Genomic DNA, 25721 nt, shown 5'->3' with positions numbered 1-25721 from the left:
ATTAGTCAGTGTCAATTTTTTTGTATTGTAATGCAATTTTTTCTTGTATTTTTCTGTCGTAATATAAACCACAACGGTTTAGGACATGAAAAGTTGCGGTTTTGAAAACGCAATTTTCCAATGTTTAAATTTAATATTTTTTTGTTTTATAAACATTCTATTTCACTGAATTAAGCAATTTTTTATGTGCATTGTTGGCACAAGTTATTTTGTCAATCTATCAAAGTAATCGGTTAATCTTGACTTTTTCAAAGTTGTCATATAATAATGATTGAAAGCAACCTCTTTAAAATTTTTATTATCTGTAATAACGCCTGGATTTAATGGAAGAATTAGTTTAGAATAGTCTAAATTCTCATCATTCTCGTTGAATGGGATAAATAACTGATAAGAAAAAAAACTATAATGAAAAACTAAAGTAAATTCAGGTGAGTTAGAATCATTAATCCTTTTATAAACTAGAGCTAGAGGTTTTCGTAAAGGAATATTATTTTCTCTCTCAATTAATAAAAACATAGGATGATTTGATGGTGTGAAATCGTCATTCGGATTATTTAACCATTCAATTGTTTTAGTCAATTTTTTCAATTCATTTTTTGGTAGAAGTGAAAGAGCAATTTTCACAAATGCTTTTTGTATATATCTTGGTTTGAACTTTTGGGTCTCACTTTTAATACTAATTTTTTCATCTGAAAAATCTAATGCTCCAGTTTCTTTAAGTGATTTAAATATTACTCCATTTTTTGAATTATAAGCTTGAAAATAATGCTTATAGTCCTTATGTTTCGGATATTTTTTTCCTTTTATTCCTGCAAGAATATTTTTTATTCCTCCAAATAATTGTAAATCATTTTCATATTTACTGAATTTATTATTACAATTATCACACTCGTTGAAATATTTTAATTCTTTATTTCCAGTAAGTTCTGGTATTATATGAGCTACACTTTTAAACTTATCTGGATTATTTTCTCCACAAAACCTACATAATTGGAAGTCGTACTTATCTAATTGAATATCAAGTGAATTTGAAATCAAATTATAAACTTTATCAAAAGTATCAACTTCGTAAATTAATTCTGTCATCGTATGTTCGTTAAGAGACATAGTTTACACAAGTTAAAGATTAGACTTTACACTAAATTAGTTTCTAACCTTATTGACTTTTCTTTATTTCTTAATTGTGTTTCATTAAAGAAACCTAAAAATACGTCTCTATAAAAGACTTTCCAAATTCCATTACCTAAATCTTCAATACCTACGTATTTTCCTTTTAAAGCTGCTGTTAAATATACCCAATAATACGACTTCCATCTGATTGCTCCATTTTGAGTTACTTTTAAAATTTTGAGATTTGAATTATAGTCAAAGTTAGGTATTTTTTCAGGAAAAGGTCTGGTGGAAAAGTTATGCATTGAAGCAGGTGTTTCCATCCCTAAGGCTTCGTGAGGTCTTATGTGATTATATTCTTTTACAAAGTGATTTAAACGTCTTTGTTGTGCTTTTAAGTCATAGGCTGAAGGTTTGGCACAAGCCGCTTTTAAATCGCGATGCATACGTTCGTGTCTTCCGTTTTGTTCTGGGTGTGCTGGGTCAGAAAAAACGGGTGTAATTCCAAGTTCAATAAACCAATAGGAGAGTTGTGTAAATCGTTGAATAGCACGAACAGACCCAAAGGGACTTCCGTTGTCTGTGTGGAGTTGTTTAGGGATTCCATATTTCCTAAAAACCTTTGTAAATTCAGCCTTTGCGTACTTTAAAGTTTCTTTATAATGTCCTTTAGCTGTGAATAAAAATCTACTTTTGGAATCAGCAATGGTCAGTGGGTGACAATACACTTTATTACCCATTAAAAACTTTCCTTTGTAATCTGCACTCCATACTTCATTACACACTTTTGGATCAAAAATAGGATATACAGGTTTGACTCTTCTTAACCTTTTTTGAGGGCATACTAAACCGTGTCTTTTGAGTATGTTGTGAACAGTAACCACCGAGGGGATCTCATTTTCTGTAAAATCGTTAAACAATAGTTTATTGATTTTTTTAGCTCCCCAGCGTGGGTGTTTTTTCTTTAATTTAAGTATCCCATCAACAATATTTTCCTTTGTCGCATTTGGATGTTCCTTTGGAGTTCTTGATTGCTCTTTTAAGCCTTCAAAACCTTGTTTTTCAAACCTATTTATTAACTTATAGGCGGTGGGTCTTGAGATTTCAAAGTTTTTACATAATTCTGTGATGGTATATTTTCCAGTTCTCCATTCACAAATAAATTCAATTTTTTGTTCCATAGTTGTTGTTTCTTTCCAAGGCATAATAATTTGATTTTATTTCTCAAATTACAACCTAAAAAGTGTAAACTATGTCTCTTTAACTTTGTAAACGATGTCCCTTTATCATACCGTATTAAGCACAACGGTTTGTGTATGAAGCGTTGGGCATTTCGAAGCACTTCATTTTAGTTTACCGTAATGTTTATTTATATCTATAATTATCATTTAACTACTTATAGACCAATGATTTATACACGTTGTTGGCAATAGTTATTTTATTTTTCCGTGTGTTAATTTGATATCATTAATTTCGTAAACATTGGTTTTAAAACATTCCAATTTTTCAGGATTAAAAATTGCAATATTATAACCTTCTGAATTCAGTGAACTTTGATATTCCACACCATCAAATCCCAAAGACTTAATAAATTCCGATATGTATTGAGTAGGAATATAATCTAGAATTTGGTCTCTCTTTCTAATAGGCAAAGACAATTCTTTTTGTAGTGTTTGTATGAAAGGAATATAGATTAAATAATTTTCTATTTCTTCTATTTCAGACCAGTAAATTGGGTCGTCTTTCGGATTTCGAAGGTTCAATATTTTAATATCTTCTTTTAGCTTAAATTCTCCAACAGTCACATAATCAAAAAGCGAAGCTCTAGTCTCATACATTGACGTTTCAAGACTGTCAGCAACATATAAATAAGAAATTCCTTTTGGGTTTGCTCTACCACTTGAAGCTAATTCAATTGGTGGATTTCCCATTTTTTTGCAAGGAAAACCATTTTTATCCGAAACTCTGCATCTAAAAAAAATCCTCCCTTTTTTAATGTTTCTATAAAAACTCTCGTGTAGAAAAAACGTTTCTAATTTTTTTAGGTCAATTGTGTTCTGAATATGGTAACGATTAACAAATTTTATTTCTTTTTTAAATTCATTCCATACATTATGAACGTTATCTGCTTGAGTTTCAAGAAAAGGTCTGCGTTTTAAGGAAACATTGCTATTGAAAATTGATTCAAAATCTTCAATTTCATCTGCAAATATAGCTTGAAATAATTCAATAGGACTTTCAACAATCTCACTTAATACATTAAAGTCTTTTTTTAATGATTCAGAAATTTGTGAAGCGGAATTTTCGTCTGGAACGTAAAGAGAAAGTATGTTTCTAAAAAAATCGGGTAGTTCTCTTGCCGAATAAATAGAAGTGTTTATAGTACTGCAAAAATCGCAAGTTCCTGTTCTATCGTCACCATTAATAATACTAATTAGATATGAACTAGTAAAGCAATTAACGCAACAGTTCATAATTAAATATTGTTAATTACTAATTCTATATGATTCATTATAGATAGTTTTTTCAAAGTCCCTAAACCTGGAAAATGACCTCTTTGTTGTAAATCTCGAAATACGTTTATAGCAGCAGTGTTTAAATTATTTTGGTCACACCAAATAACTAATTTATTAATTGCCTCTGAAAATTTACCACCAATATCTGCCACATCCTCATTAGAGTCAGAAACGAAATGTTTTACCCTAATTTGTTCATTTTCCAAATAACTCAAATGAATTGCTACTGCTCTTGGTAAAAACCCTGATTCTGAATAATTATCACCAATTGTTAAGAAATCAGAAAATCCAACAAAACCATCTTGGATATAAAATCTATATTCTTTTGAAAAATCACTTTCTTGGTTCAAATAGTCAGCATTCTTCGATTGCTCTATAAAATAATCATCTAGACTGACAAGGGTGTTGGCTTCAAATTCACGATAATACCTACGACTAGTTTTTTGAAAATAAATGACATTATAAACTATGTTCAATTCGTTATTTAATAACTCAATACTTTGACTGTTTATTTCTGTTTCGTGTATTAATGTAATTCCGTTATAATTTAAATCTAGTGCATTTATAAACTCAATTAATGTTCCAATGCTTCTTTCAGTTTTAGAGTCAATTATAACAGCTAGTTGGTAGTTGTTATACTCTGCTGGAATTGAAGAAGTAATCATTTCAATAATTCTTTCGTATTGTCCTTCTAAATCTCCAACTCTCGGATTTATTATTAGGTTAAAATTTGCGTTTCGATTTACAAATTCAGCTAGAGTAGATTTTAAAGTGCTTGAAGCTTTAACAGGTTCAATAACTGGGGAAATTTTATTTAATTCCTGCGGAAAAAGAGAACACAATTCTCTTAAGGCAATTAATTCAAATTGTTTGCCTCTTAAATATGGGAAATACATATTTTGCTTTTTTGATTAAGAAATGAGTCTAATTTTTCATACTCATTTTTTGAAAAATCTAATGAATAACAAATATGTTTTAAACTCTCTGGAATTGCTTTTTCTTGAATTTTTTTAGGATTAGAAATATTTCTGTATTTGAGTTTGTTAACTACTAATTTTTGAAACAATGAAATTTCAATTTTTTTGGCAAGTGCTAAACACTCTTTGAAAATTCTTGTATTAGAAACTTCTGGTACAAAGTTGAAGTATTCCTCAATTATATCTAAATATTCCTGTTTCCTCAAGGTTTTAAACAGTATTTCGCAACTAAAAGTAGCCTCATTACTTGTAGCTTCTTTTATTGTCTTTAAAGCGTTTCTTGATGTTAATTCAATAATTCCAATTGTAGAATTATCATAAAGTTCAATTAATTTATTTACGTGTTTTGAACTAGTTACTATGTAAACTTTGTCTCCAAATTTACAGTAATCCAATACTTGCTTATCTAATTTTTCAAGATTATCAAGCTCTGTTTTTATTTCGTAAACTCTTGCTTCTCCGTTCAATAAAACAAAGTCTGCAATTGACTTTCCAATATTGAATTCGTTTAATGCTATTGTGTTTTTTAAACTATACTTTTTTAGAAGTAATTTGTTTGTAAGTATATTTTTATAAACATACTCATTCTTATAATTTTTTAATAGCGAATTGTATATAACATTTATTGCATCAAGGTTGGTTGTAGAATCTGTTACTGTTGTATATTTTTTTATTTTGTAAAATGTTGAATAACAGTCATCTTCTCGCACAATCTTTTTAAAATTAGCTGGTGAAATGATTTGTGATAAACTTCGTATTTTATTTATATCAGTTACTATTTCCATTTAAAAGCAAAGTTACAAAATTTAAATTATTGTTTTAAGCTTAATTTCGATTGTTGCCTTCGAGTCAGTCGTATAATTATTGCCAACGGCTTTTATAAGATTTGTGCGACTGAGAAATCGGAGATTTTTCGGTTGTAGCAAATCGGTTTGTTAAAATGTTTGTCATTTCGTACTAAATCCAAATTTAAGCATAAATTTTATGATTTGTTGCAATTAGTTGTTTTCAATCATTTTTCAATTTCGGTATTATCTGATTTTTTGTATTTTATTTAATTTTATCTTTCTCCGTTTGTGCGAAATGAGAATAAAATCTTGCTATTTTATCGGTTTAGTTACCATTTTTCAATCATATTTTTCTCCGAAATGAACATAAAATCGGATTCATTTCTCTATTCGTGTCATTTCTCATTTTGTGCGATTCATTTCTAAAATCTGTGCAATTCAACAGTTTTTCACGTTTCATTTCTCAAATCTGTGCGTTCTGAAAATCAATCTGTTCACTTAGAAAATCAATCTGAACAATTCATTCCTTAATCAGAGATTTTTCCGATAGTTAATATTATAATTTTAATGAACTTTATATCCTAAAAAACGAAATTTCCCAATTAATTGCAACGGTCTTGTGTATGAAACGTAGCGTGTAAAAAGACGCTAACTTTTCGGATAAACACTGAGCCGAATTTTTATATTTTGTTTTAACTTATCAATCTTAAAAGCCAAATTTAAAAATTTGGCGGAACTTTGCAAATAGGAGCGAACCTCTCGAAAAGCCTTTATTAGCTATGTTTTATACACGTTGTTAGCTGTAGTATTTTTTATCAAATTCAGTTTTATATTCTTTAAGTTCTTTTTCAATTTCATCATCTTTAGGATATAGAATTTTTTCTGGCATTGGCATAAAATCTTTATCCCAAAAATTCTCACTTCTGTTATCAATTTTAAATTTAGCAATCATTCTGTTTGATAAATCGTCTCCAATAGTTTTTGATTCTGAAAATGGGAATTTTCCAACTAAATATCCTTCTTGATATCTTGGTCGTATAGCTTTAACTGATACAATGTTTTGAAGTTTCAAGAGAACAATTCCCAAGTCTGTGAAATATGATATACTTTGATTTGGATAAGGTAAACCAAAAACATATATATAACCAATTTGATTTTTTTTAAGAGCAAAAGAAGCGGCAACTCTCAAAGATTGGGTAATATCAATTAATGGTGTTGGTAATATGTCGTAATGTTGAAAAAGTGACATATAATATTCATTAGGAAACTTCCCTCTCTTCTTTTGATTGATAAAATCAATTAGTCCATATAATCGGTTATATCTTTCTTGTATTTCAGTTTGTCTAATAGAATATTTTAAAGTTCCATCTTCCTTTTTATTAGGTCTACAGATAGAAGGATGAATTTTAGACTTTTTCTTTCGGTCACTAAAATATTTACCTTGATTGTTCAGATAATCTGTTGATTGACCTCTGTAAAACATTTCGAAACTTCGATTATTTAATGTAACTAAAGCAACTTCGTCAATTAAGTTTCTGAAATTTTGAATAGGATATCCATCACTAGCTCGAACTTTATTAACTGTTCCTCCAAATTTATTCCATTCTTTTCGTTTACTTATTTTAAATCCTTTTTCTAAAAAACTTCCTTCAGGAAAATATACATCCTTTTGATGATGACTGTATAATTCTCCTTCGATTTTTTTCATATTACAGCTAACGGCTTTTATAAGATTTGTGCGATTGAAAAATCGGAGATTTTTCGGTTGTAGCAAATCGGTTTGTTAAAATGTTTGTCGTTTTGTACTAGTTCAAATTTAAGCATAAATTTTATGAGTTGTTGTAAAACGTTTTTTATTCAGAAATTTTAATTATACTATATTTCCAATTACTTGTCGCTTTATATCCTTTTAGAATATTTGGGGATTTAATTCCTCCGTATATAAATGCTGCTGCAGGAATTGTAAGTAAAAATGATGTAGCATTTCCTGTAAAAGCATATATAACAATACTTGCACCAATTAGTGCAGCTCCGTAATAATAAAGCATTCCATTTGTAATTATAGATATAATCAAAGGATTCCTTTTAATTTTTTCAATTTGACTCAATTTGATAGTTTCATTCTTTACGATAATGGTTTCATTATCAAATATTTTTAGTCTACCAGAAATTTTAACTCCGTCAAAAGTCTTAATTTTAACTCTTTTATTCTCTTTAATTATTATTCCTTTTCCTGTTTGTTCGTTAAAAATCTTAATGCCTTTTTCTTGGGCAACAAGACAGTTTAAGTAAAATAAACTCAAAAGTAAAAATGCTATTGTTTTCATATAATATTCTGTCGAAATGTTTTACAACGAGTTTTTATAAGATTTGTGCGACATAAAAATCGTTAGATTTTTTGGTTGTAGCAAATCGGTTTGTTAAAATGTTTGTCGTTTCGTTATTTAGTTTAAATGTAAGCATAAATTTTATGAGTTGTTGGCATTTAGTACTTTTAATCAACAAACGTTTCTTTGATTATTTCTTTACATTTTATTATTTCCGAACTTGATAATTTGTCAAATATTTTGATAATTCTCGTTTTGTCAATAGTTCTTATTTGGTCAATTGTAATCATTCCTTTTTTCCCGTTATGAGCTACAGGTACTCTAGTCGGATATTTTCTCATATTCGTTGTCATTGGGGCGACAATTATCGTGTTCAGATGTTTGTTCATTTCGTCAGGTGAAATAATCACACAAGGTCTTGTCTTTTTTATCTCACTTCCAATAGTTGGATCAAGATTGACCAAAATTATAGAATACTGTTTTAATTCCATTCCTCAAGATTTTCATCGTCAAACACATCGTTCATTAACAATTTGTCATCCTGATTTAATCTCATTTTTTTGAATTCATTTTCCCAATTTTTTCTTGGTTTTTCAATTGGTCTTAAAATAATTTGCCCTTTTTCAAGAATCAACTCAACTTTTTCTTTGATGTTGTATTTTTCCAAAATAGTCTTACTTAAACGCAGTCCTCTTGAATTTCCGATTTTAATAATAGAAATTTCCATAATTTTCTTTTTTCTGTGTGGCTACAAAGTTATTACTTTTATTTCAGTTATCAAAATTCGTTCAGTATTAATGCCAACGTTTTGTGTATGATTAGTGGCGTGTTTAAGCACCTAATTTAGCAAATAAAAACCGAATAGAAAATCCGCGAGGATTTTCGTAAGTAAACGAGAACTAGCCATTAATTATACACGTTGTTGCCATTTCGTTGTTTTATTCCGCTGCTGTTTTCCGTTTACGAATCATTTATTTCAGATATAATTCCTTAAAAAATTTAAAGTGTTTTCCTGGAACTATCATTTTCCAAATATTTTTTTTGGAATTATATTTTTGTCGTAAAGTCTTTTTCCGTCAACGTAAGTTCTGAATATTAAAAGATAGAAAAATAATAGTCCAACAAATTGTGTCGAGTTTAACGAGTCAGTTTTATTCAGCCATACAATTATTCCAATTGGTGCTATAATTGTCAAATAATAAATAAAAATATTTTTCATATTCTTGTTTTTTTTCGTTCAGTTTTATTTCCTCAATATTGCTCAAATTCCGATGTGCTTTCCATTCAGGATTTGAGTTATAAATTTTGTAATTTCCTTTTCTGCGTTTATTTCAGTTTTCATAAAGTTGATCTATTCCGTTTGAGTGAGAAAAATTCCGCTGTTAATTTTAGTCATAATTGCTCCTGTTTTTGGTTATGGCTTTATTTTTTAAATTTTCGTTCAGAATATTGTCCAAGTTGATAAGCAATCAAAATTGGTATTAATGAAAATGCCATATACTTTTCTAACAGTCCATATTCAGATAGTGCTATTAGAATTATGGTCGAAATAATTATAAAAATTATATCAAATGTTCGTTTTTTCATATTCTTTAAATGTTGTTTTAAGTTCCTTCCGCAATGTTCGTTAAGATACATAGTTTACACAAGTTAAAGATTAGACTTTACACTAAATTAGTTTCTAACCTTATTGACTTTTCTTTATTTCTTAATTGTGTTTCATTAAAGAAACCTAAAAATACGTCTCTATAAAAGACTTTCCAAATTCCATTACCTAAATCTTCAATACCTACGTATTTTCCTTTTAAAGCTGCTGTTAAATATACCCAATAATACGACTTCCATCTGATTGCTCCATTTTGAGTTACTTTTAAAATTTTGAGATTTGAATTATAGTCAAAGTTAGGTATTTTTTCAGGAAAAGGTCTGGTGGAAAAGTTATGCATTGAAGCAGGTGTTTCCATCCCTAAGGCTTCGTGAGGTCTTATGTGATTATATTCTTTTACAAAGTGATTTAAACGTCTTTGTTGTGCTTTTAAGTCATAGGCTGAAGGTTTGGCACAAGCCGCTTTTAAATCGCGATGCATACGTTCGTGTCTTCCGTTTTGTTCTGGGTGTGCTGGGTCAGAAAAAACGGGTATAATTCCAAGTTCAATAAACCAATAGGAGAGTTGTGTAAATCGTTGAATAGCACGAACAGACCCAAAGGGACTTCCGTTGTCTGTGTGGAGTTGTTTAGGGATTCCATATTTCCTAAAAACCTTTGTAAATTCAGCCTTTGCGTACTTTAAAGTTTCTTTATAATGTCCTTTAGCTGTGAATAAAAATCTACTTTTGGAATCAGCAATGGTCAGTGGGTGACAATACACTTTATTACCCATTAAAAACTTTCCTTTGTAATCTGCACTCCATACTTCATTACACACTTTTGGATCAAAAATAGGATATACAGGTTTGACTCTTCTTAACCTTTTTTGAGGGCATACTAAACCGTGTCTTTTGAGTATGTTGTGAACAGTAACCACCGAGGGGATCTCATTTTCTGTAAAATCGTTAAACAATAGTTTATTGATTTTTTTAGCTCCCCAGCGTGGGTGTTTTTTCTTTAATTTAAGTATCCCATCAACAATATTTTCCTTTGTCGCATTTGGATGTTCCTTTGGAGTTCTTGATTGCTCTTTTAAGCCTTCAAAACCTTGTTTTTCAAACCTATTTATTAACTTATAGGCGGTGGGTCTTGAGATTTCAAAGTTTTTACATAATTCTGTGATGGTATATTTTCCAGTTCTCCATTCACAAATAAATTCAATTTTTTGTTCCATAGTTGTTGTTTCTTTCCAAGGCATAATAATTTGATTTTATTTCTCAAATTACAACCTAAAAAGTGTAAACTATGTCTCTTTAACTTTGTAAACGATGTCCCTTTATCATACCCAATGAATGGCAACGTTTGGTATATGGTTTGTTGCGTGGTTAAGCACCTAATTTAGCAAATAAAAACCGAATAGAAAATCCGCGAGGATTTTCGTAAGTAGGCTAGAAATAGCAATAAATTATATACTTTGTTGCCACACGTTTTTAGTCCGCCATTCTTGTAAATTCTATTTCTATTTTATTTCTTAATTCACGAATATGCTTTTCTGAATTTTTAATCGATGACTTATCTTTTAACTTCTCGATTTGACTTGAAATTGTATCAAGTTCATTGTCCTCAAAGTCATACATAGCGTTCCAGTTTCCAGCGTTAACCATTTCCCAATAATCGAGATTTTCCTTTTCCGTCATTAAGATATCCTTGACTTCTTCGAAATCTTTTAGAGTTCTTGTAAATAAAGATTTTAATTCGTCCGTCAGCAGTATTTTTTCACGAGCAAATTCGTTTGCGCATTCAATATAACTTTTAATCCACTCGTTAATTCTATTTTTATACTTCGAATGTCCGACACTTTTAGGTTTGGACTTAAAAATCAGATTGTTGGCAAGTTGAAAAGCTACAAGTTTATGGTAAATCTCTCTCAATGAATTGATTTGAAGTTCATTGTATCGTGAGAATTTAATCTCTGACTTTTTCAAGTCAGTTTTGAACCTTTCAATTTTATTCGAAACCCAAACTGATTGGATAATTTGTATTAATGCAATTATAATTACAAAAGAGATGAGAATTATTAAATGATACTTTTTATAATCTGAAAAATATTCATTTAGAGCTTGTTTTATAAGTTCGTCCATAAGTTAAATCTCAATTTTTGTAAAATAAATATTATCAGTCGGTTCGCTCCAATCAAATTCATAATTTCCTTTCAAAATTATTGGTGGTCCATAAGGTTTTACTGTCCTATATTCCAAAATCTGCCCTGACATATACCTTGAACCTTTCCGTATATCAAAATCCTTTGTGTCGGCTGAATAACTCGATTGATTTACATAATGGCTGTGGTCAGTTGAAAGGAAAAGGTAATTTAAGTCAATTCCATTTTCTTTGTACTGCTCCAAATTTGATATATCTTTAAAAATGTCATATCTGTTGTTTGGCTCTCTGTGATTTTTCTTTTTAAAGAACTTTAATTCGATTGCGCCTGTTGCAAATTCGTGTTCCGTTCCGAAATTCATAAGAATATCTACTCTTGCATTTTTACTTTTGCTTTTGATGCTATTCGTTTTTAGCTTAACATAATTTTCCATTTCGAGATTGAATTTCTCGTTGGGATGAAATTCGTAAAGTTGACCAAAAACTTTGAGTATGTAACCTAATTCAAGTTGAAAAGAAGCCTCGTTCTTTGAGATTATTCCACCATTCGCTAGTTTCATTTCCAATGTCCGAAATGACATTTTAATAATTTCTTTTAATCGATTTCGGTATTTTTCAATCATTTACGATGGTTTTTTCTTAAATGTGTGGCAACGGCTTTTATAAGATTTGTGCGACTGAGAAATCGGAGATTTTTCGGTTGTAGCAAATCGTTAGTTGAATGTTTGTCGGTTTGTTATTTAGTTTAAATGTAAGCATAAATTTTATGAGGTGTTGTAAAATGTTTTTTAATTCTAATCTTTAATCTTGTACGAATTAAATCGTCTAACTTTTCTCATTTGTATGTTTTCTATTAATTGAAAAATTATAAATGGAATTGCAAATGCTCCGAGTAATTTTCCAAAACTAGAAAAGTTCTTTTTACTTCAAATTGTTCTTTATGTTCCAAGTAAAATTCTCCAATAAAATGATAAATCAGAATTGTTCCAATTACGAAAATTAAAAATCCAATTATCGAGATAACTCTATTTTTCTTTGCATTTATATCATTCGGATGATGACAACTTTTAGTTGAACATTTTTTACAGAATAATTCTATATTTTCTCCTTTTTCAAGACTCAATTCTGCTCGGTCAGAAACATTTTCAGTGAACTCAATATATTTTCCACAATTTTTGCATTTTGATTCGAGTTTCATCTTTTCTAGCAATATTTTTATTTGATTTGAATAAGTTTTGGTGGACCACCTCCTTGTAAATGATTCTCGGGATAACTCAATTCCCAAATTTCACCATCGTTTCTTTTATATCTAGTTGTCCAACCATCTTCACTTGATTTAAGTTTAACAAACTCATTTTTAATCATTGATTCTATAATTCCACAATTTGAATCAGCAATCATTTTATTCTCTTTAAAAATCCATTTTCCTATGATTACTTTTTTATTCATCTAATATTTTACAACGGCTTTTATAAGATTTGTGCGACATAAAAATCGTTAGATTTTTCGGTTGTAGCAAATCGGTTTGTTAAAATGTTTGTCATTTCGTACTAAATCCAAATTTAAGCATAAATTTTATGAGTTGTTGCAAGTTTTAGCGACACGCTATGCTGATAATTGAATTTAGTACTTTCCGAGATTTGTCATTCTTATAAATCTTATTTAAATCGTTTTTTTTGTTTTAATTTATCTTTTTTCTTGTTTTTACGTTCTGCAATTTTTCTCCGTTTCAATGCTCAAATACGTTCTAATTTTAAATTTCTCCGTTTCATTGAGTTTTTTGCATTTCAACTCTCAAAATCGGTAGAGTAGAAGTGAACTCAAATTTATCATTTTAATTTAATGTGTCATTAAATTATTTTGATTTTTCTCTTCTTTGTGCCAAAGCTAATCTGAAGAAAAAAATTGTCATTGAACTGTAAGCTATCACTGGTAATATTTTATAATCTTTATTTCCCAATCCCATATCAGATAAATGAATTATGAATGCAATTATTCCGAGAATATATAAAATTTTCAAACTCCAATGTTCTCTTTTAAAAAAATCTTTATTTGTCATTTTGATCTAATCTTTTTCTTTTTTGTTGTAATTCTTGGATTCATCCGAGCTATTACTTGCAACGTTTGGTATAAGATTAGTGCTGGTTAAAAATACAATAATTTTCGAGTTTAGCACTTAGCGAAATTTTTTAAATTTTATCTATTTTTCCGCTGAATGCAAAATTTGAAAAATTTTGCGGACTTTGTAAATATGCCAAAATTTAGGTTAAACACCGACCTTAAGCATTAATTTTATACGGTGTTGGCAACTGGCTTTATTTCCATATTTCCCACCATTTTTTTGTTCCGATTCCATTTTTTATTTGTTCTCGGTTTATAATTTCCGTTGTGTCAATACCTAAAGATGTTCTCGCATTATATGCAGTTAAATAATCTTTGTCATTTATATAATTCCGAATTTCATCATTTATTCGAGAATCGCAGAATTTAGCCAAATGATGAAAAATTCCGATTTGAGAATATTTTTCCGATACTTTGTAGAATTCATTCAAAGCGATTTTTTTCATTTCTCCATCTCCGCTTTTTATTTCGTTTATGTAACTCGCCCAAATAATTTTCATAGTTGGACTTTGGGATAAATCCAATCTTTTTCTCAAGGTCGGCAAAGAGTCAGTCGATTTCATTATCGTTAATGTTTCTCCGATTAAATCATCTTCCTTTTTTTCGAGCATTTCGATTAAATTCCGCTCGACTTCAGTTTTTTCATTTTCACTCAAACTTAAAACAATATGCTCATTACTAAATCCATTCCGATGTTGATAATCAGATGGTGGAATTAATTCTTTTAGTAAATGTTCAATGTTTCTCACTTCGTTTTTTTGCTTGTTGCCAACGCTTAGTATATGAAAAGTAGGCGATTTCGAAGCACTAAACTTTCGGTTAAGCACAAAGTTTGATACGAACCCAAACCCTTGATTTTATTGCTATTTAGCCTATTTTTTATATACATTGTTACCACCAGTTATTTATTCATAAGTTGTATCAGTATTCCAAATATTCCAATTGTCAAACATAAAGGTGCAAACCATTTTGAATCAGCTTTTGCAAATTCAGTATTCTTTATTTTCTTGAAAAAACCAACATATTTAAAATCTCCTATTGCCCTAATAATGAAAATACTTGGTATTATCCAACTACCATAGGTAATTATCCAATTCGGAACTTGAAAATTAATTAAACCTGTTTTTATCAAATAAAATAAACCAAATGAAATTAAACCAATACCAACAATTGCAGTAGCAATCTTTGGTGGTTCAATTACTTTTTTTCCAATTTCTTTTGTAGGTAAAGCTTGTTCAATGCCCCATTTCCCACCAAAAAGCCAATAAAAATGTATAAATCCTAGTAACGTAAAAATGGCTAATAAGCTAATAGATAATATTGTTGTCATCATATTTCTGCCAATTGAAAAATTTGTTCATTCTGTTTTCTATTAATTGAAGAAGGCATTAATCTTAACATTTGATTGCGTAAACCAATTAATATTGGATTTTTAAGATGTGCCATTTTCCCAACGAGCCAACTTGCTTTAACTACTTGATGTGCTTTTGGTAATCGTAATTTTTGATATTCCAAAAATGCTTTAGTAATCCCATATTTATATAAACATTCTGAAAGCACAAAAGCATCTTCGATAGCTTGACAAGCACCTTGACCCATATTTGGGGTTGTTGCGTGTGCAGAATCTCCGATTAAACATACATTATCTTTAAACCAAATGTTTGTTGGTTTTAAATCTGAAATTTCGGCAGCATTTATTTGCTCCTTCTTAGTTGATTTTATAATGTCTTTAATTACTGAATTATAATCGCTAAAATATTGCTCTAAATCGTTGATAGAGAATTCATTCTTATTTTTTTTGAACGATTTTAAAGCATACCAATAAACTTTATTTTCAGCAATTTGAACAAAGCCAAATCGTTCAGATTTTCCCCAAGCTTCGTTTAATTCGTTTTTAAATTTTATCGGTAATTCGAATTCCGTAATTCCTCTCCAGCATATTTGATTTGCATTTCTTATACTATTATTCGGGAATATATTTTGTCGAACAATAGAGTTTAGTCCATCAGCTCCCAAAACAGTTGAGGATTGAATTTGTTCTCCGTTTTCAAATTCCAAATAATATCCATTTGTGTTTTCAACAATTGAAGTAAGTTTATGGTTAAGTTTAATTTCGGTTGAGTTTAATTTATCAAGTAATATCTGTTGTAATGTTCCTCTATGAATTGCAATGTTTTTGATATTATGTTTTTGTTCAAAATATGTCAAGTCAATTTTGGAAAGTGGATTTAGGTTGGGTTTAGTAATATTCATTGAAGATATTGGGTTTCCATTCTCCTCAATTACTTTTCGTAAGCCTAACTTTTCATAAACTTGCATTGCATTATTAGCTAAAATAATTCCTGCCCCAACTGATTTTATTCGTTCAGCTTGTTCAAATATTCTTGTTTTAATTCCTTTTTGTTCAAGTGCAATTGCAGTAGTTAATCCTCCTATTCCTGCTCCAATAATATCTATGTTCATAGTTTGTTCTAATTGGTGGTAACGGTTTAGTATTTAAGATTTGTGCGATTGGAAAATCGGAGATTTTTCGGTTGTAGCAAATCGTTTGTTAGATGTTTGTCGTTTAGTTTTTAGTTTAAATGAAAGCATAAATTTTATACATTGTTGGCTAATGTGGTTTTTTACATTTCAATAATTTTTCATTTCATTTCTCAAATCGTTAATGATTATAAAAGTCGGAAATATTTTTCGGTTTGTTGTAATTTTTCTTATTTAGTTTTTCGTTCTGTTTATTACTCAAAACCTGTGCGATTCATAAATTTTACGTTTCAATTCTCAAATCTGACCGTTTCATTTCTCAAATCCATAATTATAATAAAATCTGTGCGATTCATAAATTTTTACGTTTCATTACTAAATCTGACCGTTTCATTTCTCAAAATCTATTCATTTCAATTTTTATCGGAATCGAGTAGGAATCAATCTGTAACTTGTCGGTTTTCTAAATTTTTATTTTAAAGAACTTTTCTCGTATGAACTTGGTTTCACCATGTTCGTTAAGAGACATAGTTTACACAAGTTAAAGATTAGACTTTACACTAAATTAGTTTCTAACCTTATTGACTTTTCTTTATTTCTTAATTGTGTTTCATTAAAGAAACCTAAAAATACGTCTCTATAAAAGACTTTCCAAATTCCATTACCTAAATCTTCAATACCTACGTATTTTCCTTTTAAAGCTGCTGTTAAATATACCCAATAATACGACTTCCATCTGATTGCTCCATTTTGAGTTACTTTTAAAATTTTGAGATTTGAATTATAGTCAAAGTTAGGTATTTTTTCAGGAAAAGGTCTGGTGGAAAAGTTATGCATTGAAGCAGGTGTTTCCATCCCTAAGGCTTCGTGAGGTCTTATGTGATTATATTCTTTTACAAAGTGATTTAAACGTCTTTGTTGTGCTTTTAAGTCATAGGCTGAAGGTTTGGCACAAGCCGCTTTTAAATCGCGATGCATACGTTCGTGTCTTCCGTTTTGTTCTGGGTGTGCTGGGTCAGAAAAAACGGGTGTAATTCCAAGTTCAATAAACCAATAGGAGAGTTGTGTAAATCGTTGAATAGCACGAACAGACCCAAAGGGACTTCCGTTGTCTGTGTGGAGTTGTTTAGGGATTCCATATTTCCTAAAAACCTTTGTAAATTCAGCCTTTGCGTACTTTAAAGTTTCTTTATAATGTCCTTTAGCTGTGAATAAAAATCTACTTTTGGAATCAGCAATGGTCAGTGGGTGACAATACACTTTATTACCCATTAAAAACTTTCCTTTGTAATCTGCACTCCATACTTCATTACACACTTTTGGATCAAAAATAGGATATACAGGTTTGACTCTTCTTAACCTTTTTTGAGGGCATACTAAACCGTGTCTTTTGAGTATGTTGTGAACAGTAACCACCGAGGGGATCTCATTTTCTGTAAAATCGTTAAACAATAGTTTATTGATTTTTTTAGCTCCCCAGCGTGGGTGTTTTTTCTTTAATTTAAGTATCCCATCAACAATATTTTCCTTTGTCGCATTTGGATGTTCCTTTGGAGTTCTTGATTGCTCTTTTAAGCCTTCAAAACCTTGTTTTTCAAACCTATTTATTAACTTATAGGCGGTGGGTCTTGAGATTTCAAAGTTTTTACATAATTCTGTGATGGTATATTTTCCAGTTCTCCATTCACAAATAAATTCAATTTTTTGTTCCATAGTTGTTGTTTCTTTCCAAGGCATAATAATTTGATTTTATTTCTCAAATTACAACCTAAAAAGTGTAAACTATGTCTCTTTAACTTTGTAAACGATGTCCCTTTATCATACCCCATATTTGCCAACGATTTGTATATGAAGCGTTGGGCGTTTAAAAGCACTTCATTTTCGGCTTATTACTATTTTTATTTATATGCACTAACTTTGGTTTAATCACTTATTGCCCAATGATTTATATACTTTGTTAGCAACTTTATTATTCATATTTATCAAACACATAATTTGTGAATTCTTTCGATTTTGCGATATTTATTAGATTTCTATTTTCATTTTCTGCTAAATAAGCATCAATTTTTTCATTCAATAAGTTTATTGAACGATCAAATAAATTTTGATCAATACTTTCCAAATCAACTTCTACTATTTCATCAAATGAAACCGATTTTTTATTAAAAAGTTCTTTAATAACAACACAACTTAAATGTAATTTAAAATTAGAAGTTTTTAATTTAATATCTAATGCATTATGTTTTAGCCAAAAATTATGAGTTTTTTTGTTTATTAAACAACAATTAAGATAACCTTTAAAGTTTTTATTATCATCAAATATATTATTATAAGTTGTTTGTGATTTTAATAATGATGTAGGTCTCGCTCTGGCAGTATGTGGATCATCAAAAACGATGGATTGAATTGTCTGAGCAGTATATTGTATACTAAAAATTTTAGTAGAAGGTTTTCCTTGATTTTTATAGTAATTTTTACGTCTGTCATAATAATAACCTTCATTAAGAAAAAAGAGTTCTAAATTACGTTGAATTGGTTCGGTTGCTCTTAATAATGTTGCAGAAACTGGATTTTGACTATTTGTTGAAGCAATAATATTATCTGTAGTTTCTTTATTATTATTGATAATGACCTTTACTAATACAGACCTATTATCATCTTGTGAACCATTATGAGTGTTAAATATTGAGTAAGAAGTTTGAAGGCCATTAACAATTTGTATATTTTCAATTGTTAATTTTTTACCAACTTCTTTTGGATCTTCAGCAATTATTGTAATTCCATTATTTAACCACCAAAAATCTTCATTTGACGCATTTTCAATAGTTTTTTTTATCTTTTTGTTTACATCTACCAAACCTTGAAAGTGACGAATATTGCTTTCAAATAAATCATCTCTAATATCGCCTGTTTCAGAAGTTAAAAATTCTTTATAATTTGCAAGTTTTACTGTTCCAATGTAGCCAATACCATTTTCATCATAGTCAGTTGATAGCGGTCTATCTTTAAATTCTAAAGCAAGTCTGTTTGATTTTTGTTTTTGGTATAGGCTTAATAATTCAGCACTACTATATTTATTAAAAAATATTTGATCGGTTGAAAAAATATTTTTTGTTTGTTCAATAAGTTGACTTACTTTTTGATTAAACACATCATTAACTTCTATTTCAGTGGCATTTGTTGCGTAAATATATTCTATAAAAATTGAACCACCACCTATTATAGTTTTTTTCCAAACATCAACAAGTAATAAAACTTGGTTGACTAAATCTGAATTAAATCTTGTTAAAAGATTTCTTTCAGATTTTTCAAGATCAAATAATACTGGAATGGTAGTAATTAATTTATCAATTGCACTTTCTTTAAAAGATTTTTCTTTTTTACATTGTGAAATTATAAAACGACTTTTCGTTGTATTACTAAACTTGAAATTCTCAAGATCATCAATGTTTTCAACATACTCTTCATCAATTAATACCATCAAAGCATCAATTCCACCATCATTTCCACCGTCAACAATAGAACTTTCGATGTTTTCGTAGGTTAAACTTTTATCTTTATGAATTTGAGTTAATGAAAAAAGTTCAAAAATTTCACTATCATTATTATCTAACTCGTTATTATCTTTGAAAATTGATATACAACCATCTAATATTATTCTGTTATTACTCATATTTTGATTTTCGTGGTTATTGTTGCTAACGGCTTTTATAAGATTTGTGCGACTGAGAAATCGGAGATTTTTCGGTTGTAGCAAATCGGTTTGTTAAAATGTTTGTCATTTCGTACTAAATCCAAATTTAAGCATAAATTTTATGAGTTGTTAGCATATTTGGCGAAACGTTATGGGAATAATTGAATTTTTCTATTATCTGAGTTTTGTCTGTTGTAGTATTATCCATAACAACTTTTAAATCCAGCATTTCAATTATTACATTCATTTAGCGAAATCTATTGTTTTTAATCGGTTTTGTTACAATTTTTAATTTTACTTGTATTGGTTCTGCTTATTTTTCGTTTCAGCTCTTAAATCTGCGCTATTCGATAAGTTTTTACGTTTCAATTCTCAATTCGGTAGAGTAGAGGATAATCTAAAATTTGTCATAATTGTTCAAATTGTCTTATTTACTCATTTTCCATTTAAAATTTATCGGACTAGTTTAATTTGTCTTATTTACTCATTTTTAATACTCAAAATCTTAGTATTTTAAATTACTTTTTCTACTGTAATTTGTCGGGCGAAAAAATCAGTCGAGCCATTTATGCTAACGGTTTAGTATAACGAAAGTTGCTATTTTGAAAGCGCAATTTTCGGATTTATAAATATAGTTTTTTATTTGTAATAATTTTCAATTTAGTTAGAATTAAGCAATTTTGGTTATACATTGTTGGCTTTAGTAGAGACACATTAAACATTTGGCTATTAAAACACCATAAAAAAAATCACCCTACGTGTTTTTTTGCCAATCGAATCAGAACGCCAGCGCAGGTGTTTATAAATAATCACTTAACAATTAAACAGCAAATCAATTTGTAAATAAACAGCACATTTTCTTGCGTTTAGATGGCAAAAAAATAATTATTTTACACTTACACCTTTTTGGGAAATAGATTGAATCAGAACGCTTACAAGACCAAGTTATAAGTACAAGATGAATCAGAACTTGGTAGATTAAAAACATTCCGTTGAGGTTTATCATTCTGTTTCCAAATAGACCACCATTTTTCGGGCAAATCAATCCTAAGTTAAAAGTACAAGACAGTTTTCGACGCGTTTAAATCCCCAAAAAGGAATTTCAACTAAATGTATCTTTAAAAATCGAAATTAAATGGCTTGTGAGTCGTTTTCAGTAAAACTAAAATTTTCATCGGAACTATTAATGCCAAAACGTTTAGGCTATGACAAGTGTGAGATTTATTATTGAATTTTTCAGTTAATACAAAGTTGTATTTAACTTTAAAATTTATTTTCATCTTAAAACCTCACATTTGCTATAGCCATTGTTGTGGTTTGTATTATTTATAATCAATTAATATTGTGTCATTTTTAATCATTATATTAAATCCATAATTTAAACTCCCTCCATTTGTGTAATAACCAAAACCATTTTCTTTTATCAAATTTCCATCTTTGAAAACTTGAATTAAATACCCACCATCTGTTTTTGGTACATTTTTAAATGAAATTATACCTTGTTTTTTTTCGCGAATTTCAATGTTTTTAAATACCGTTTTATCCTGAGACGTAGCATATACAATTACACTATCCAATTTTACAGAACTTTTATTTTGAATTTTAATTTTTGGGTTGTCTCTTATACAACCAATTAAAGAAGCTAATACAATTATTGAAATTAAATTTTTCATAAATTATTGATTTGTAGGAATTAATTGGGTTGTAGAATTTATTGTTCCATCACTATTTAATGGATTTAAATATTTTAATTCACCATTTTGGATTGCATTATAGATTCTAACAACTATAGTACCGTAAGCATTAAAATATATTGCTGGTGTTTTAGATTTTTCACGACCGACTTGATTATTAAACAAATCCATCACTTTTTCTAGAATTAATGAATTAGGTGTCTCGTTTTCATGTGCATCTCCTAGTTGTATTGATAAATTTTCACCAATGAAATATGTGTTTAGACTGTGAAAATATGAATGCCTAAATGCATCAGCTTTTGTATTTCTTTGAACCCCTGGGAATAATTCAAAGGCTTTGTTTTGAGCTTCATTAGCATTATATAAATACCTTGTTTGGAGTTTTATTGACATTGAATTAAAGATTGATAACTCTTGTTGAGTCATCCGTGCTTTATAGTCTGGAATAAACTGGTTAAAATTATTGAAAGTATTTAAATCAAAATCACTTTTATCAATATAAGTGTCAATAGCAAGTTTCGAAAAGTTAGTTACTCCAGCAGCATAATTTCCATCAATATTTTGAGTTTGTAAAAAGTTGTAAATATTAGTTACTTCCTTATCATTTTTAGAGTTATTAACCCAATTAATTTGTGATGAATTAAGAGTAAGTTTATTTTTAAGTGTTGTCCTCATGGATTTAAGAGATATAGTATTAATACCTACCCCTCCTTCAATTAAATTAGAGCAAGGAGGGCAATCAACTTGGGTTTTACTTGCTTTTTGCATGGCACAATTCCACACAGAAAAGTAACTAGCAATGGATTTATCACCACCACAGGAACCTAATGTGTGTAATCTATGAGAATTAGTTCCTCCACATCCCATAACATAAACACCAACATACTGACAGCTGCTACCTCCAGAAGTAATAGGCCCACTACCACCGGATGTGGTATTATCACCTGTTCCATCAACTCCTTCTCCTGAGCTACTTCCACTTCCATCAATAGGTTGTATTTCACAAGGTATTGGGTCTCCATTTTGGTCTAACTCTGGAGGGCAATTTGTTGCTTCTGTTTTAGAGAAGTAGCCTTGTTCAAAAAAATCTGTATATTTATGTAAGGAGATTGTTCCTTTGAAAAAACTAAAATTATAATTGTTGTCAATGTATAAGTCAAGCGATGTTTCATCACAAGTGTACTTTAAGACAAAAGGAGTTTTTAGTTCTCCTGGAGGCGTTTTACCAACCACTAAATTGTAAAACGTATCTAAAGAAGAATTTGGTAAAGTAAATCGAAAAGTATAGTTTATATTACCTAGTGTATCAATAACTTCTAAAATATTATCTATATCAAAAATAGCATCATTTAGTGTACCTGTTTTAGAAGAAAGTTTATTTTTTACTTTTAAGTTTAAAAAATCTTTAACATCAGGTATGTCAGAAAGTTTAACAGATTTTTGAGTTAATAAACTTTTAGTAACTTCAGAATCAACAGTTACGGTTAAATCAGATTTTTCACAATTCCATAGCAATAATGAAATTCCAAGTAATAGAATCCCATTTTTTAAGTAAGTTTTGATTTGTTTCTTTTTCATAATGTTTAAATTTAAGTATTAATTTTTTCTTTTCAAGAATACTGAGAATATTTCATTTAGTTGTAAGGTAAAACCGTAAAATAAGTAAGGTAAATACTTACTATTTGTCAGTATTAATTTCTTTGTGTTGCAATGCAATTTTTCTGTTTTTGTTTCTGTTGTAATATGTTCGTTAAGATACATAGTTTACACAAGTTAAAGATTAGACTTTACACTAAATTAGTTTCTAACCTTATTGACTTTTCTTTATTTCTTAATTGTGTTTCATTAAAGAAACCTAAAAATACGTCTCTATAAAAGACTTTCCAAATTCCATTACCTAAATCTTCAATACCTACGTATTTTCCTTTTAAAGCTGCTGTTAAATATACCCAATAATACGACTTCCATCTGATTGCTCCATTTTGAGTTACTTTTAAAATTTTGAGATTTGAATTATAGTCAAAGTTAGGTATTTTTTCAGGAAAAGGTCTGGTGGAAAAGTTATGCATTGAAGCAGGTGTTTCCATCCCTAAAGCTTCGTGAGGTCTTATGTGATTATATTCTTTTACAAAGTGATTTAAACGTCTTTGTTGTGCTTTTAAGTCATAGGCTGAAGGTTTGGCACAAGCCGCTTTTAAATCGCGATGCATACGTTCGTGTCTTCCGTTTTGTTCTGGGTGTGCTGGGTCAGAAAAAACGGGTGTAATTCCAAGTTCAATAAACCAATAGGAGAGTTGTGTAAATCGTTGAATAGCACGAACAGACCCAAAGGGACTTCCGTTGTCTGTGTGGAGTTGTTTAGGGATTCCATATTTCCTAAAAACCTTTGTAAATTCAGCCTTTGCGTACTTTAAAGTTTCTTTATAATGTCCTTTAGCTGTGAATAAAAATCTACTTTTGGAATCAGCAATGGTCAGTGGGTGACAATACACTTTATTACCCATTAAAAACTTTCCTTTGTAATCTGCACTCCATACTTCATTACACACTTTTGGATCAAAAATAGGATATACAGGTTTGACTCTTCTTAACCTTTTTTGAGGGCATACTAAACCGTGTCTTTTGAGTATGTTGTGAACAGTAACCACCGAGGGGATCTCATTTTCTGTAAAATCGTTAAACAATAGTTTATTGATTTTTTAGCTCCCCAGCGTGGGTGTTTTTTCTTTAATTTAAGTATCCCATCAACAATATTTTCCTTTGTCGCATTTGGATGTTCCTTTGGAGTTCTTGATTGCTCTTTTAAGCCTTCAAAACCTTGTTTTTCAAACCTATTTATTAACTTATAGGCGGTGGGTCTTGAGATTTCAAAGTTTTTACATAATTCTGTGATGGTATATTTTCCAGTTCTCCATTCACAAATAAATTCAATTTTTTGTTCCATAGTTGTTGTTTCTTTCCAAGGCATAATAATTTGATTTTATTTCTCAAATTACAACCTAAAAAGTGTAAACTATGTCTCTTTAACTTTGTAAACGATGTCCCTTTATCATACCAATATAAACCACAACGTTTGGTATAAGATTAGTTGCGTTGATTAAGCACCTAATTTAGCAAATACAAACCGAATAGAAAATCCGCAAGGATTTTCGTAAGTAGGCTTGCATTAGCAATTAATTTTATACGGTGTTGCCAACAGTTATTTATTTTCTGTCATACTTTTTATATCAATACTCAAAAGTGGCTTTTTATATTTTCCAGCTACAAGTTCAGCGTGATAACTTTTCTTTGGTTGAAAAACTACAAATCCATCTTTCAATGTTACCTTGTCAATTAATGAATATAAATCTTCATAATCTAGTATGTCCGAAATTGCGTATTGAGTTTTATTTTCCTTTTTATCTGTGAACTCTATAATCAATTTAGACGTAGCATTATCTGGTCGTATTTGGAAATTTAGGTCAATCCGATAATGATTGGTCTCTTTAGTTTTATAATTAATTGTTAAACTCTTGTTGTACTTATCCATCAAGTTTTGAACGTCACTAATTAATTGTGTTTTTAAATTATCTTTTTTATAAATCCAATTTAAAACCTTAAATGTTATCTCTTTGATTTTTGTATCTTTTTCGTGTTCAGTTAGGTTATTGAATACATTAATTGTAAAGCCGTAATCAAAATACCTTATTTGTTTATCCAAAAAAACACTGCTTTCTTTAATTTCGTTGTCATTGAGTTTAGGGGAAAGATTTATATAAATGTGGTCAAATTCTCCAGATATAAATCCAAATTCGTTTAACTTTCTTGCAATTCTTTGTCCGATGTAATTTGTGTCAGGTGAATTCTGATAAATATTCCCAATAATTCCGTCAAATTTTCCGTGATAGTTATCAGGTTTAGTCTCAAAATATCGAATATCTTTTATTATCCTATTATTCATCTAGAACAGAATTTTTTAATTGTTGGCAACGGGTTTGAATATGGCTAGTTGCGGGTTTGAAACCGTACTTTTCCACTGTTTGTTAATTTGTTTAAAAGTACTAAAATTTTCCTATTTATTTTATTACAATTAAGCAATTTGCTATATGCGGTGTTGTAATTTAGCGGCTTTAGTTCGAATTATTCTATTTTGTTCAAATTTCATACGTGTCAATTAGTTTTACGAGTCAATTCTCAAATCGGTTGTGATTATAAAAATCGAGTATATTTTCATTTTAGTTACAATTTTTCTGTTTTACTTTTTTCGTTATTTTCGGTGTGATATT

26 protein-coding genes are annotated in these 25721 nt (G+C 29.3%); all 26 read right to left on the bottom strand.

Annotated features, from left to right (window positions below):
* Window positions 1-204 precede the first annotated feature (204 nt).
* The 26 genes from Lupro_RS02950 to Lupro_RS02825 all read right to left on the bottom strand — a co-directional run bounded on the left by Lupro_RS02950 (window position 205) and on the right by Lupro_RS02825 (window position 25396).
* Window positions 205-1107, bottom strand: coding sequence for an HNH endonuclease (locus tag Lupro_RS02950; RefSeq protein WP_144439101.1), 903 nt, complete (start codon window positions 1105-1107; stop codon window positions 205-207).
* A gap of 26 nt (window positions 1108-1133) precedes the next feature.
* Window positions 1134-2315 carry an integrase core domain-containing protein gene (locus Lupro_RS02945; RefSeq protein WP_068206102.1) on the bottom strand — a complete coding sequence of 394 codons (1182 nt, stop codon included), beginning with the start codon at window positions 2313-2315 and terminating at the stop codon, window positions 1134-1136.
* A gap of 228 nt (window positions 2316-2543) precedes the next feature.
* Window positions 2544-3584: an RES family NAD+ phosphorylase gene (locus tag Lupro_RS02940; RefSeq protein ID WP_068206127.1), complete on the bottom strand. Its 1041-nt coding sequence runs from the start codon at window positions 3582-3584 to the stop codon at window positions 2544-2546.
* Window positions 3585-3586: 2 nt separating this feature from the next.
* Complete coding sequence (locus Lupro_RS02935) at window positions 3587-4522, bottom strand: sce7725 family protein (RefSeq protein ID WP_068206126.1); 936 nt, start codon at window positions 4520-4522, stop codon at window positions 3587-3589.
* Entirely contained in the window at window positions 4504-5388 is an 885-nt protein-coding gene (locus Lupro_RS02930) for a sce7726 family protein (protein ID WP_068206124.1), read from the bottom strand. The genes Lupro_RS02935 and Lupro_RS02930 overlap by 19 nt, the downstream gene beginning before the upstream one ends.
* A gap of 799 nt (window positions 5389-6187) precedes the next feature.
* Window positions 6188-7099: an FRG domain-containing protein gene (locus Lupro_RS02925; protein ID WP_068206122.1), complete on the bottom strand. Its 912-nt coding sequence runs from the start codon at window positions 7097-7099 to the stop codon at window positions 6188-6190.
* 145 nt (window positions 7100-7244) lie between these two features.
* Window positions 7245-7718, bottom strand: a complete 474-nt coding sequence (locus tag Lupro_RS02920) for a hypothetical protein (RefSeq protein WP_068206121.1) — start codon at window positions 7716-7718, stop codon at window positions 7245-7247.
* Between the two features lie 167 nt (window positions 7719-7885).
* Window positions 7886-8209, bottom strand: a complete 324-nt coding sequence (locus tag Lupro_RS02915; protein ID WP_068206119.1) for a type II toxin-antitoxin system PemK/MazF family toxin — start codon at window positions 8207-8209, stop codon at window positions 7886-7888.
* On the bottom strand, window positions 8200-8445 hold the full coding sequence (locus tag Lupro_RS02910; protein ID WP_068206118.1) for an AbrB/MazE/SpoVT family DNA-binding domain-containing protein: 246 nt from the start codon (window positions 8443-8445) through the stop codon (window positions 8200-8202). The genes Lupro_RS02915 and Lupro_RS02910 overlap by 10 nt, the downstream gene beginning before the upstream one ends.
* A gap of 695 nt (window positions 8446-9140) precedes the next feature.
* Window positions 9141-9305, bottom strand: a complete 165-nt coding sequence (locus tag Lupro_RS13515) for a hypothetical protein (protein WP_158499548.1) — start codon at window positions 9303-9305, stop codon at window positions 9141-9143.
* A gap of 77 nt (window positions 9306-9382) precedes the next feature.
* On the bottom strand, window positions 9383-10564 hold the full coding sequence (locus tag Lupro_RS02900; RefSeq protein ID WP_068206071.1) for an integrase core domain-containing protein: 1182 nt from the start codon (window positions 10562-10564) through the stop codon (window positions 9383-9385).
* A gap of 232 nt (window positions 10565-10796) precedes the next feature.
* Window positions 10797-11447: a hypothetical protein gene (locus Lupro_RS02895; protein WP_068206114.1), complete on the bottom strand. Its 651-nt coding sequence runs from the start codon at window positions 11445-11447 to the stop codon at window positions 10797-10799.
* Window positions 11448-11450: 3 nt separating this feature from the next.
* Entirely contained in the window at window positions 11451-12047 is a 597-nt protein-coding gene (locus tag Lupro_RS02890) for a hypothetical protein (protein ID WP_227807471.1), read from the bottom strand.
* A gap of 284 nt (window positions 12048-12331) precedes the next feature.
* Entirely contained in the window at window positions 12332-12664 is a 333-nt protein-coding gene (locus Lupro_RS02885; RefSeq protein WP_068206109.1) for a hypothetical protein, read from the bottom strand.
* 17 nt (window positions 12665-12681) lie between these two features.
* Window positions 12682-12915, bottom strand: coding sequence for an Imm27 family immunity protein (locus Lupro_RS02880; RefSeq protein WP_068206108.1), 234 nt, complete (start codon window positions 12913-12915; stop codon window positions 12682-12684).
* A gap of 406 nt (window positions 12916-13321) precedes the next feature.
* Window positions 13322-13525 (bottom strand): hypothetical protein, encoded by a 204-nt coding sequence (locus Lupro_RS02875; protein WP_068206106.1) that lies wholly within the window; start codon window positions 13523-13525, stop codon window positions 13322-13324.
* 256 nt (window positions 13526-13781) lie between these two features.
* Window positions 13782-14336, bottom strand: coding sequence for a hypothetical protein (locus Lupro_RS02870; protein ID WP_144439100.1), 555 nt, complete (start codon window positions 14334-14336; stop codon window positions 13782-13784).
* 152 nt (window positions 14337-14488) lie between these two features.
* Window positions 14489-14920 (bottom strand): DUF3995 domain-containing protein, encoded by a 432-nt coding sequence (locus Lupro_RS02865; protein WP_227807470.1) that lies wholly within the window; start codon window positions 14918-14920, stop codon window positions 14489-14491.
* Window positions 14917-16050 (bottom strand): FAD-dependent monooxygenase, encoded by a 1134-nt coding sequence (locus tag Lupro_RS02860; protein ID WP_068206103.1) that lies wholly within the window; start codon window positions 16048-16050, stop codon window positions 14917-14919. Before Lupro_RS02860 ends, Lupro_RS02865 begins: the two co-directional genes overlap by 4 nt.
* A gap of 573 nt (window positions 16051-16623) precedes the next feature.
* On the bottom strand, window positions 16624-17805 hold the full coding sequence (locus Lupro_RS02855; protein ID WP_068206102.1) for an integrase core domain-containing protein: 1182 nt from the start codon (window positions 17803-17805) through the stop codon (window positions 16624-16626).
* Between the two features lie 232 nt (window positions 17806-18037).
* Entirely contained in the window at window positions 18038-19741 is a 1704-nt protein-coding gene (locus Lupro_RS02850) for an AIPR family protein (RefSeq protein WP_068206100.1), read from the bottom strand.
* Window positions 19742-21084: 1343 nt separating this feature from the next.
* Entirely contained in the window at window positions 21085-21435 is a 351-nt protein-coding gene (locus Lupro_RS02845; RefSeq protein ID WP_068206099.1) for a hypothetical protein, read from the bottom strand.
* A gap of 3 nt (window positions 21436-21438) precedes the next feature.
* Complete coding sequence (locus tag Lupro_RS02840) at window positions 21439-23034, bottom strand: DUF6973 domain-containing protein (RefSeq protein ID WP_068206098.1); 1596 nt, start codon at window positions 23032-23034, stop codon at window positions 21439-21441.
* Between the two features lie 209 nt (window positions 23035-23243).
* Window positions 23244-24140 carry an integrase core domain-containing protein gene (locus Lupro_RS02835; protein ID WP_144439099.1) on the bottom strand — a complete coding sequence of 299 codons (897 nt, stop codon included), beginning with the start codon at window positions 24138-24140 and terminating at the stop codon, window positions 23244-23246.
* Window positions 24065-24424: a helix-turn-helix domain-containing protein gene (locus Lupro_RS02830; protein ID WP_068206096.1), complete on the bottom strand. Its 360-nt coding sequence runs from the start codon at window positions 24422-24424 to the stop codon at window positions 24065-24067. Before Lupro_RS02830 ends, Lupro_RS02835 begins: the two co-directional genes overlap by 76 nt.
* A 231-nt stretch (window positions 24425-24655) precedes the next feature.
* On the bottom strand, window positions 24656-25396 hold the full coding sequence (locus Lupro_RS02825) for a hypothetical protein (protein ID WP_068206095.1): 741 nt from the start codon (window positions 25394-25396) through the stop codon (window positions 24656-24658).
* Between the last annotated feature and the right edge of the window lie 325 nt (window positions 25397-25721).

It is taken from the genome of Lutibacter profundi (assembly GCF_001543325.1).
GTDB classification, from domain to species: Bacteria; Bacteroidota; Bacteroidia; order Flavobacteriales; family Flavobacteriaceae; genus Lutibacter; species Lutibacter profundi.
The sequence above is the reverse complement of the archived record's forward strand: the minus strand, read 5'-3'. Positions and strand labels throughout refer to the sequence as shown.

What these genes read in the sequence shown, in the direction of transcription:
- Lupro_RS02950 (WP_144439101.1), bottom strand. Translation starts at nt 1,107, where the DNA reads ATGTCTCTTAACGAACATACGATGACAGAATTAATTTACGAAGTTGAT.
- Lupro_RS02945 (WP_068206102.1), bottom strand. Translation starts at nt 2,315, where the DNA reads ATGCCTTGGAAAGAAACAACAACTATGGAACAAAAAATTGAATTTATT.
- Lupro_RS02940 (WP_068206127.1), bottom strand. Translation starts at nt 3,584, where the DNA reads ATGAACTGTTGCGTTAATTGCTTTACTAGTTCATATCTAATTAGTATT.
- Lupro_RS02935 (WP_068206126.1), bottom strand. Translation starts at nt 4,522, where the DNA reads ATGTATTTCCCATATTTAAGAGGCAAACAATTTGAATTAATTGCCTTA.
- Lupro_RS02930 (WP_068206124.1), bottom strand. Translation starts at nt 5,388, where the DNA reads ATGGAAATAGTAACTGATATAAATAAAATACGAAGTTTATCACAAATC.
- Lupro_RS02925 (WP_068206122.1), bottom strand. Translation starts at nt 7,099, where the DNA reads ATGAAAAAAATCGAAGGAGAATTATACAGTCATCATCAAAAGGATGTA.
- Lupro_RS02920 (WP_068206121.1), bottom strand. Translation starts at nt 7,718, where the DNA reads ATGAAAACAATAGCATTTTTACTTTTGAGTTTATTTTACTTAAACTGT.
- Lupro_RS02915 (WP_068206119.1), bottom strand. Translation starts at nt 8,209, where the DNA reads ATGGAATTAAAACAGTATTCTATAATTTTGGTCAATCTTGATCCAACT.
- Lupro_RS02910 (WP_068206118.1), bottom strand. Translation starts at nt 8,445, where the DNA reads ATGGAAATTTCTATTATTAAAATCGGAAATTCAAGAGGACTGCGTTTA.
- Lupro_RS13515 (WP_158499548.1), bottom strand. Translation starts at nt 9,305, where the DNA reads ATGAAAAAACGAACATTTGATATAATTTTTATAATTATTTCGACCATA.
- Lupro_RS02900 (WP_068206071.1), bottom strand. Translation starts at nt 10,564, where the DNA reads ATGCCTTGGAAAGAAACAACAACTATGGAACAAAAAATTGAATTTATT.
- Lupro_RS02895 (WP_068206114.1), bottom strand. Translation starts at nt 11,447, where the DNA reads ATGGACGAACTTATAAAACAAGCTCTAAATGAATATTTTTCAGATTAT.
- Lupro_RS02890 (WP_227807471.1), bottom strand. Translation starts at nt 12,047, where the DNA reads ATGTCATTTCGGACATTGGAAATGAAACTAGCGAATGGTGGAATAATC.
- Lupro_RS02885 (WP_068206109.1), bottom strand. Translation starts at nt 12,664, where the DNA reads ATGAAACTCGAATCAAAATGCAAAAATTGTGGAAAATATATTGAGTTC.
- Lupro_RS02880 (WP_068206108.1), bottom strand. Translation starts at nt 12,915, where the DNA reads ATGAATAAAAAAGTAATCATAGGAAAATGGATTTTTAAAGAGAATAAA.
- Lupro_RS02875 (WP_068206106.1), bottom strand. Translation starts at nt 13,525, where the DNA reads ATGACAAATAAAGATTTTTTTAAAAGAGAACATTGGAGTTTGAAAATT.
- Lupro_RS02865 (WP_227807470.1), bottom strand. Translation starts at nt 14,920, where the DNA reads ATGATGACAACAATATTATCTATTAGCTTATTAGCCATTTTTACGTTA.
- Lupro_RS02860 (WP_068206103.1), bottom strand. Translation starts at nt 16,050, where the DNA reads ATGAACATAGATATTATTGGAGCAGGAATAGGAGGATTAACTACTGCA.
- Lupro_RS02855 (WP_068206102.1), bottom strand. Translation starts at nt 17,805, where the DNA reads ATGCCTTGGAAAGAAACAACAACTATGGAACAAAAAATTGAATTTATT.
- Lupro_RS02850 (WP_068206100.1), bottom strand. Translation starts at nt 19,741, where the DNA reads ATGAGTAATAACAGAATAATATTAGATGGTTGTATATCAATTTTCAAA.
- Lupro_RS02845 (WP_068206099.1), bottom strand. Translation starts at nt 21,435, where the DNA reads ATGAAAAATTTAATTTCAATAATTGTATTAGCTTCTTTAATTGGTTGT.
- Lupro_RS02840 (WP_068206098.1), bottom strand. Translation starts at nt 23,034, where the DNA reads ATGAAAAAGAAACAAATCAAAACTTACTTAAAAAATGGGATTCTATTA.
- Lupro_RS02830 (WP_068206096.1), bottom strand. Translation starts at nt 24,424, where the DNA reads ATGCCTTGGAAAGAAACAACAACTATGGAACAAAAAATTGAATTTATT.
- Lupro_RS02825 (WP_068206095.1), bottom strand. Translation starts at nt 25,396, where the DNA reads ATGAATAATAGGATAATAAAAGATATTCGATATTTTGAGACTAAACCT.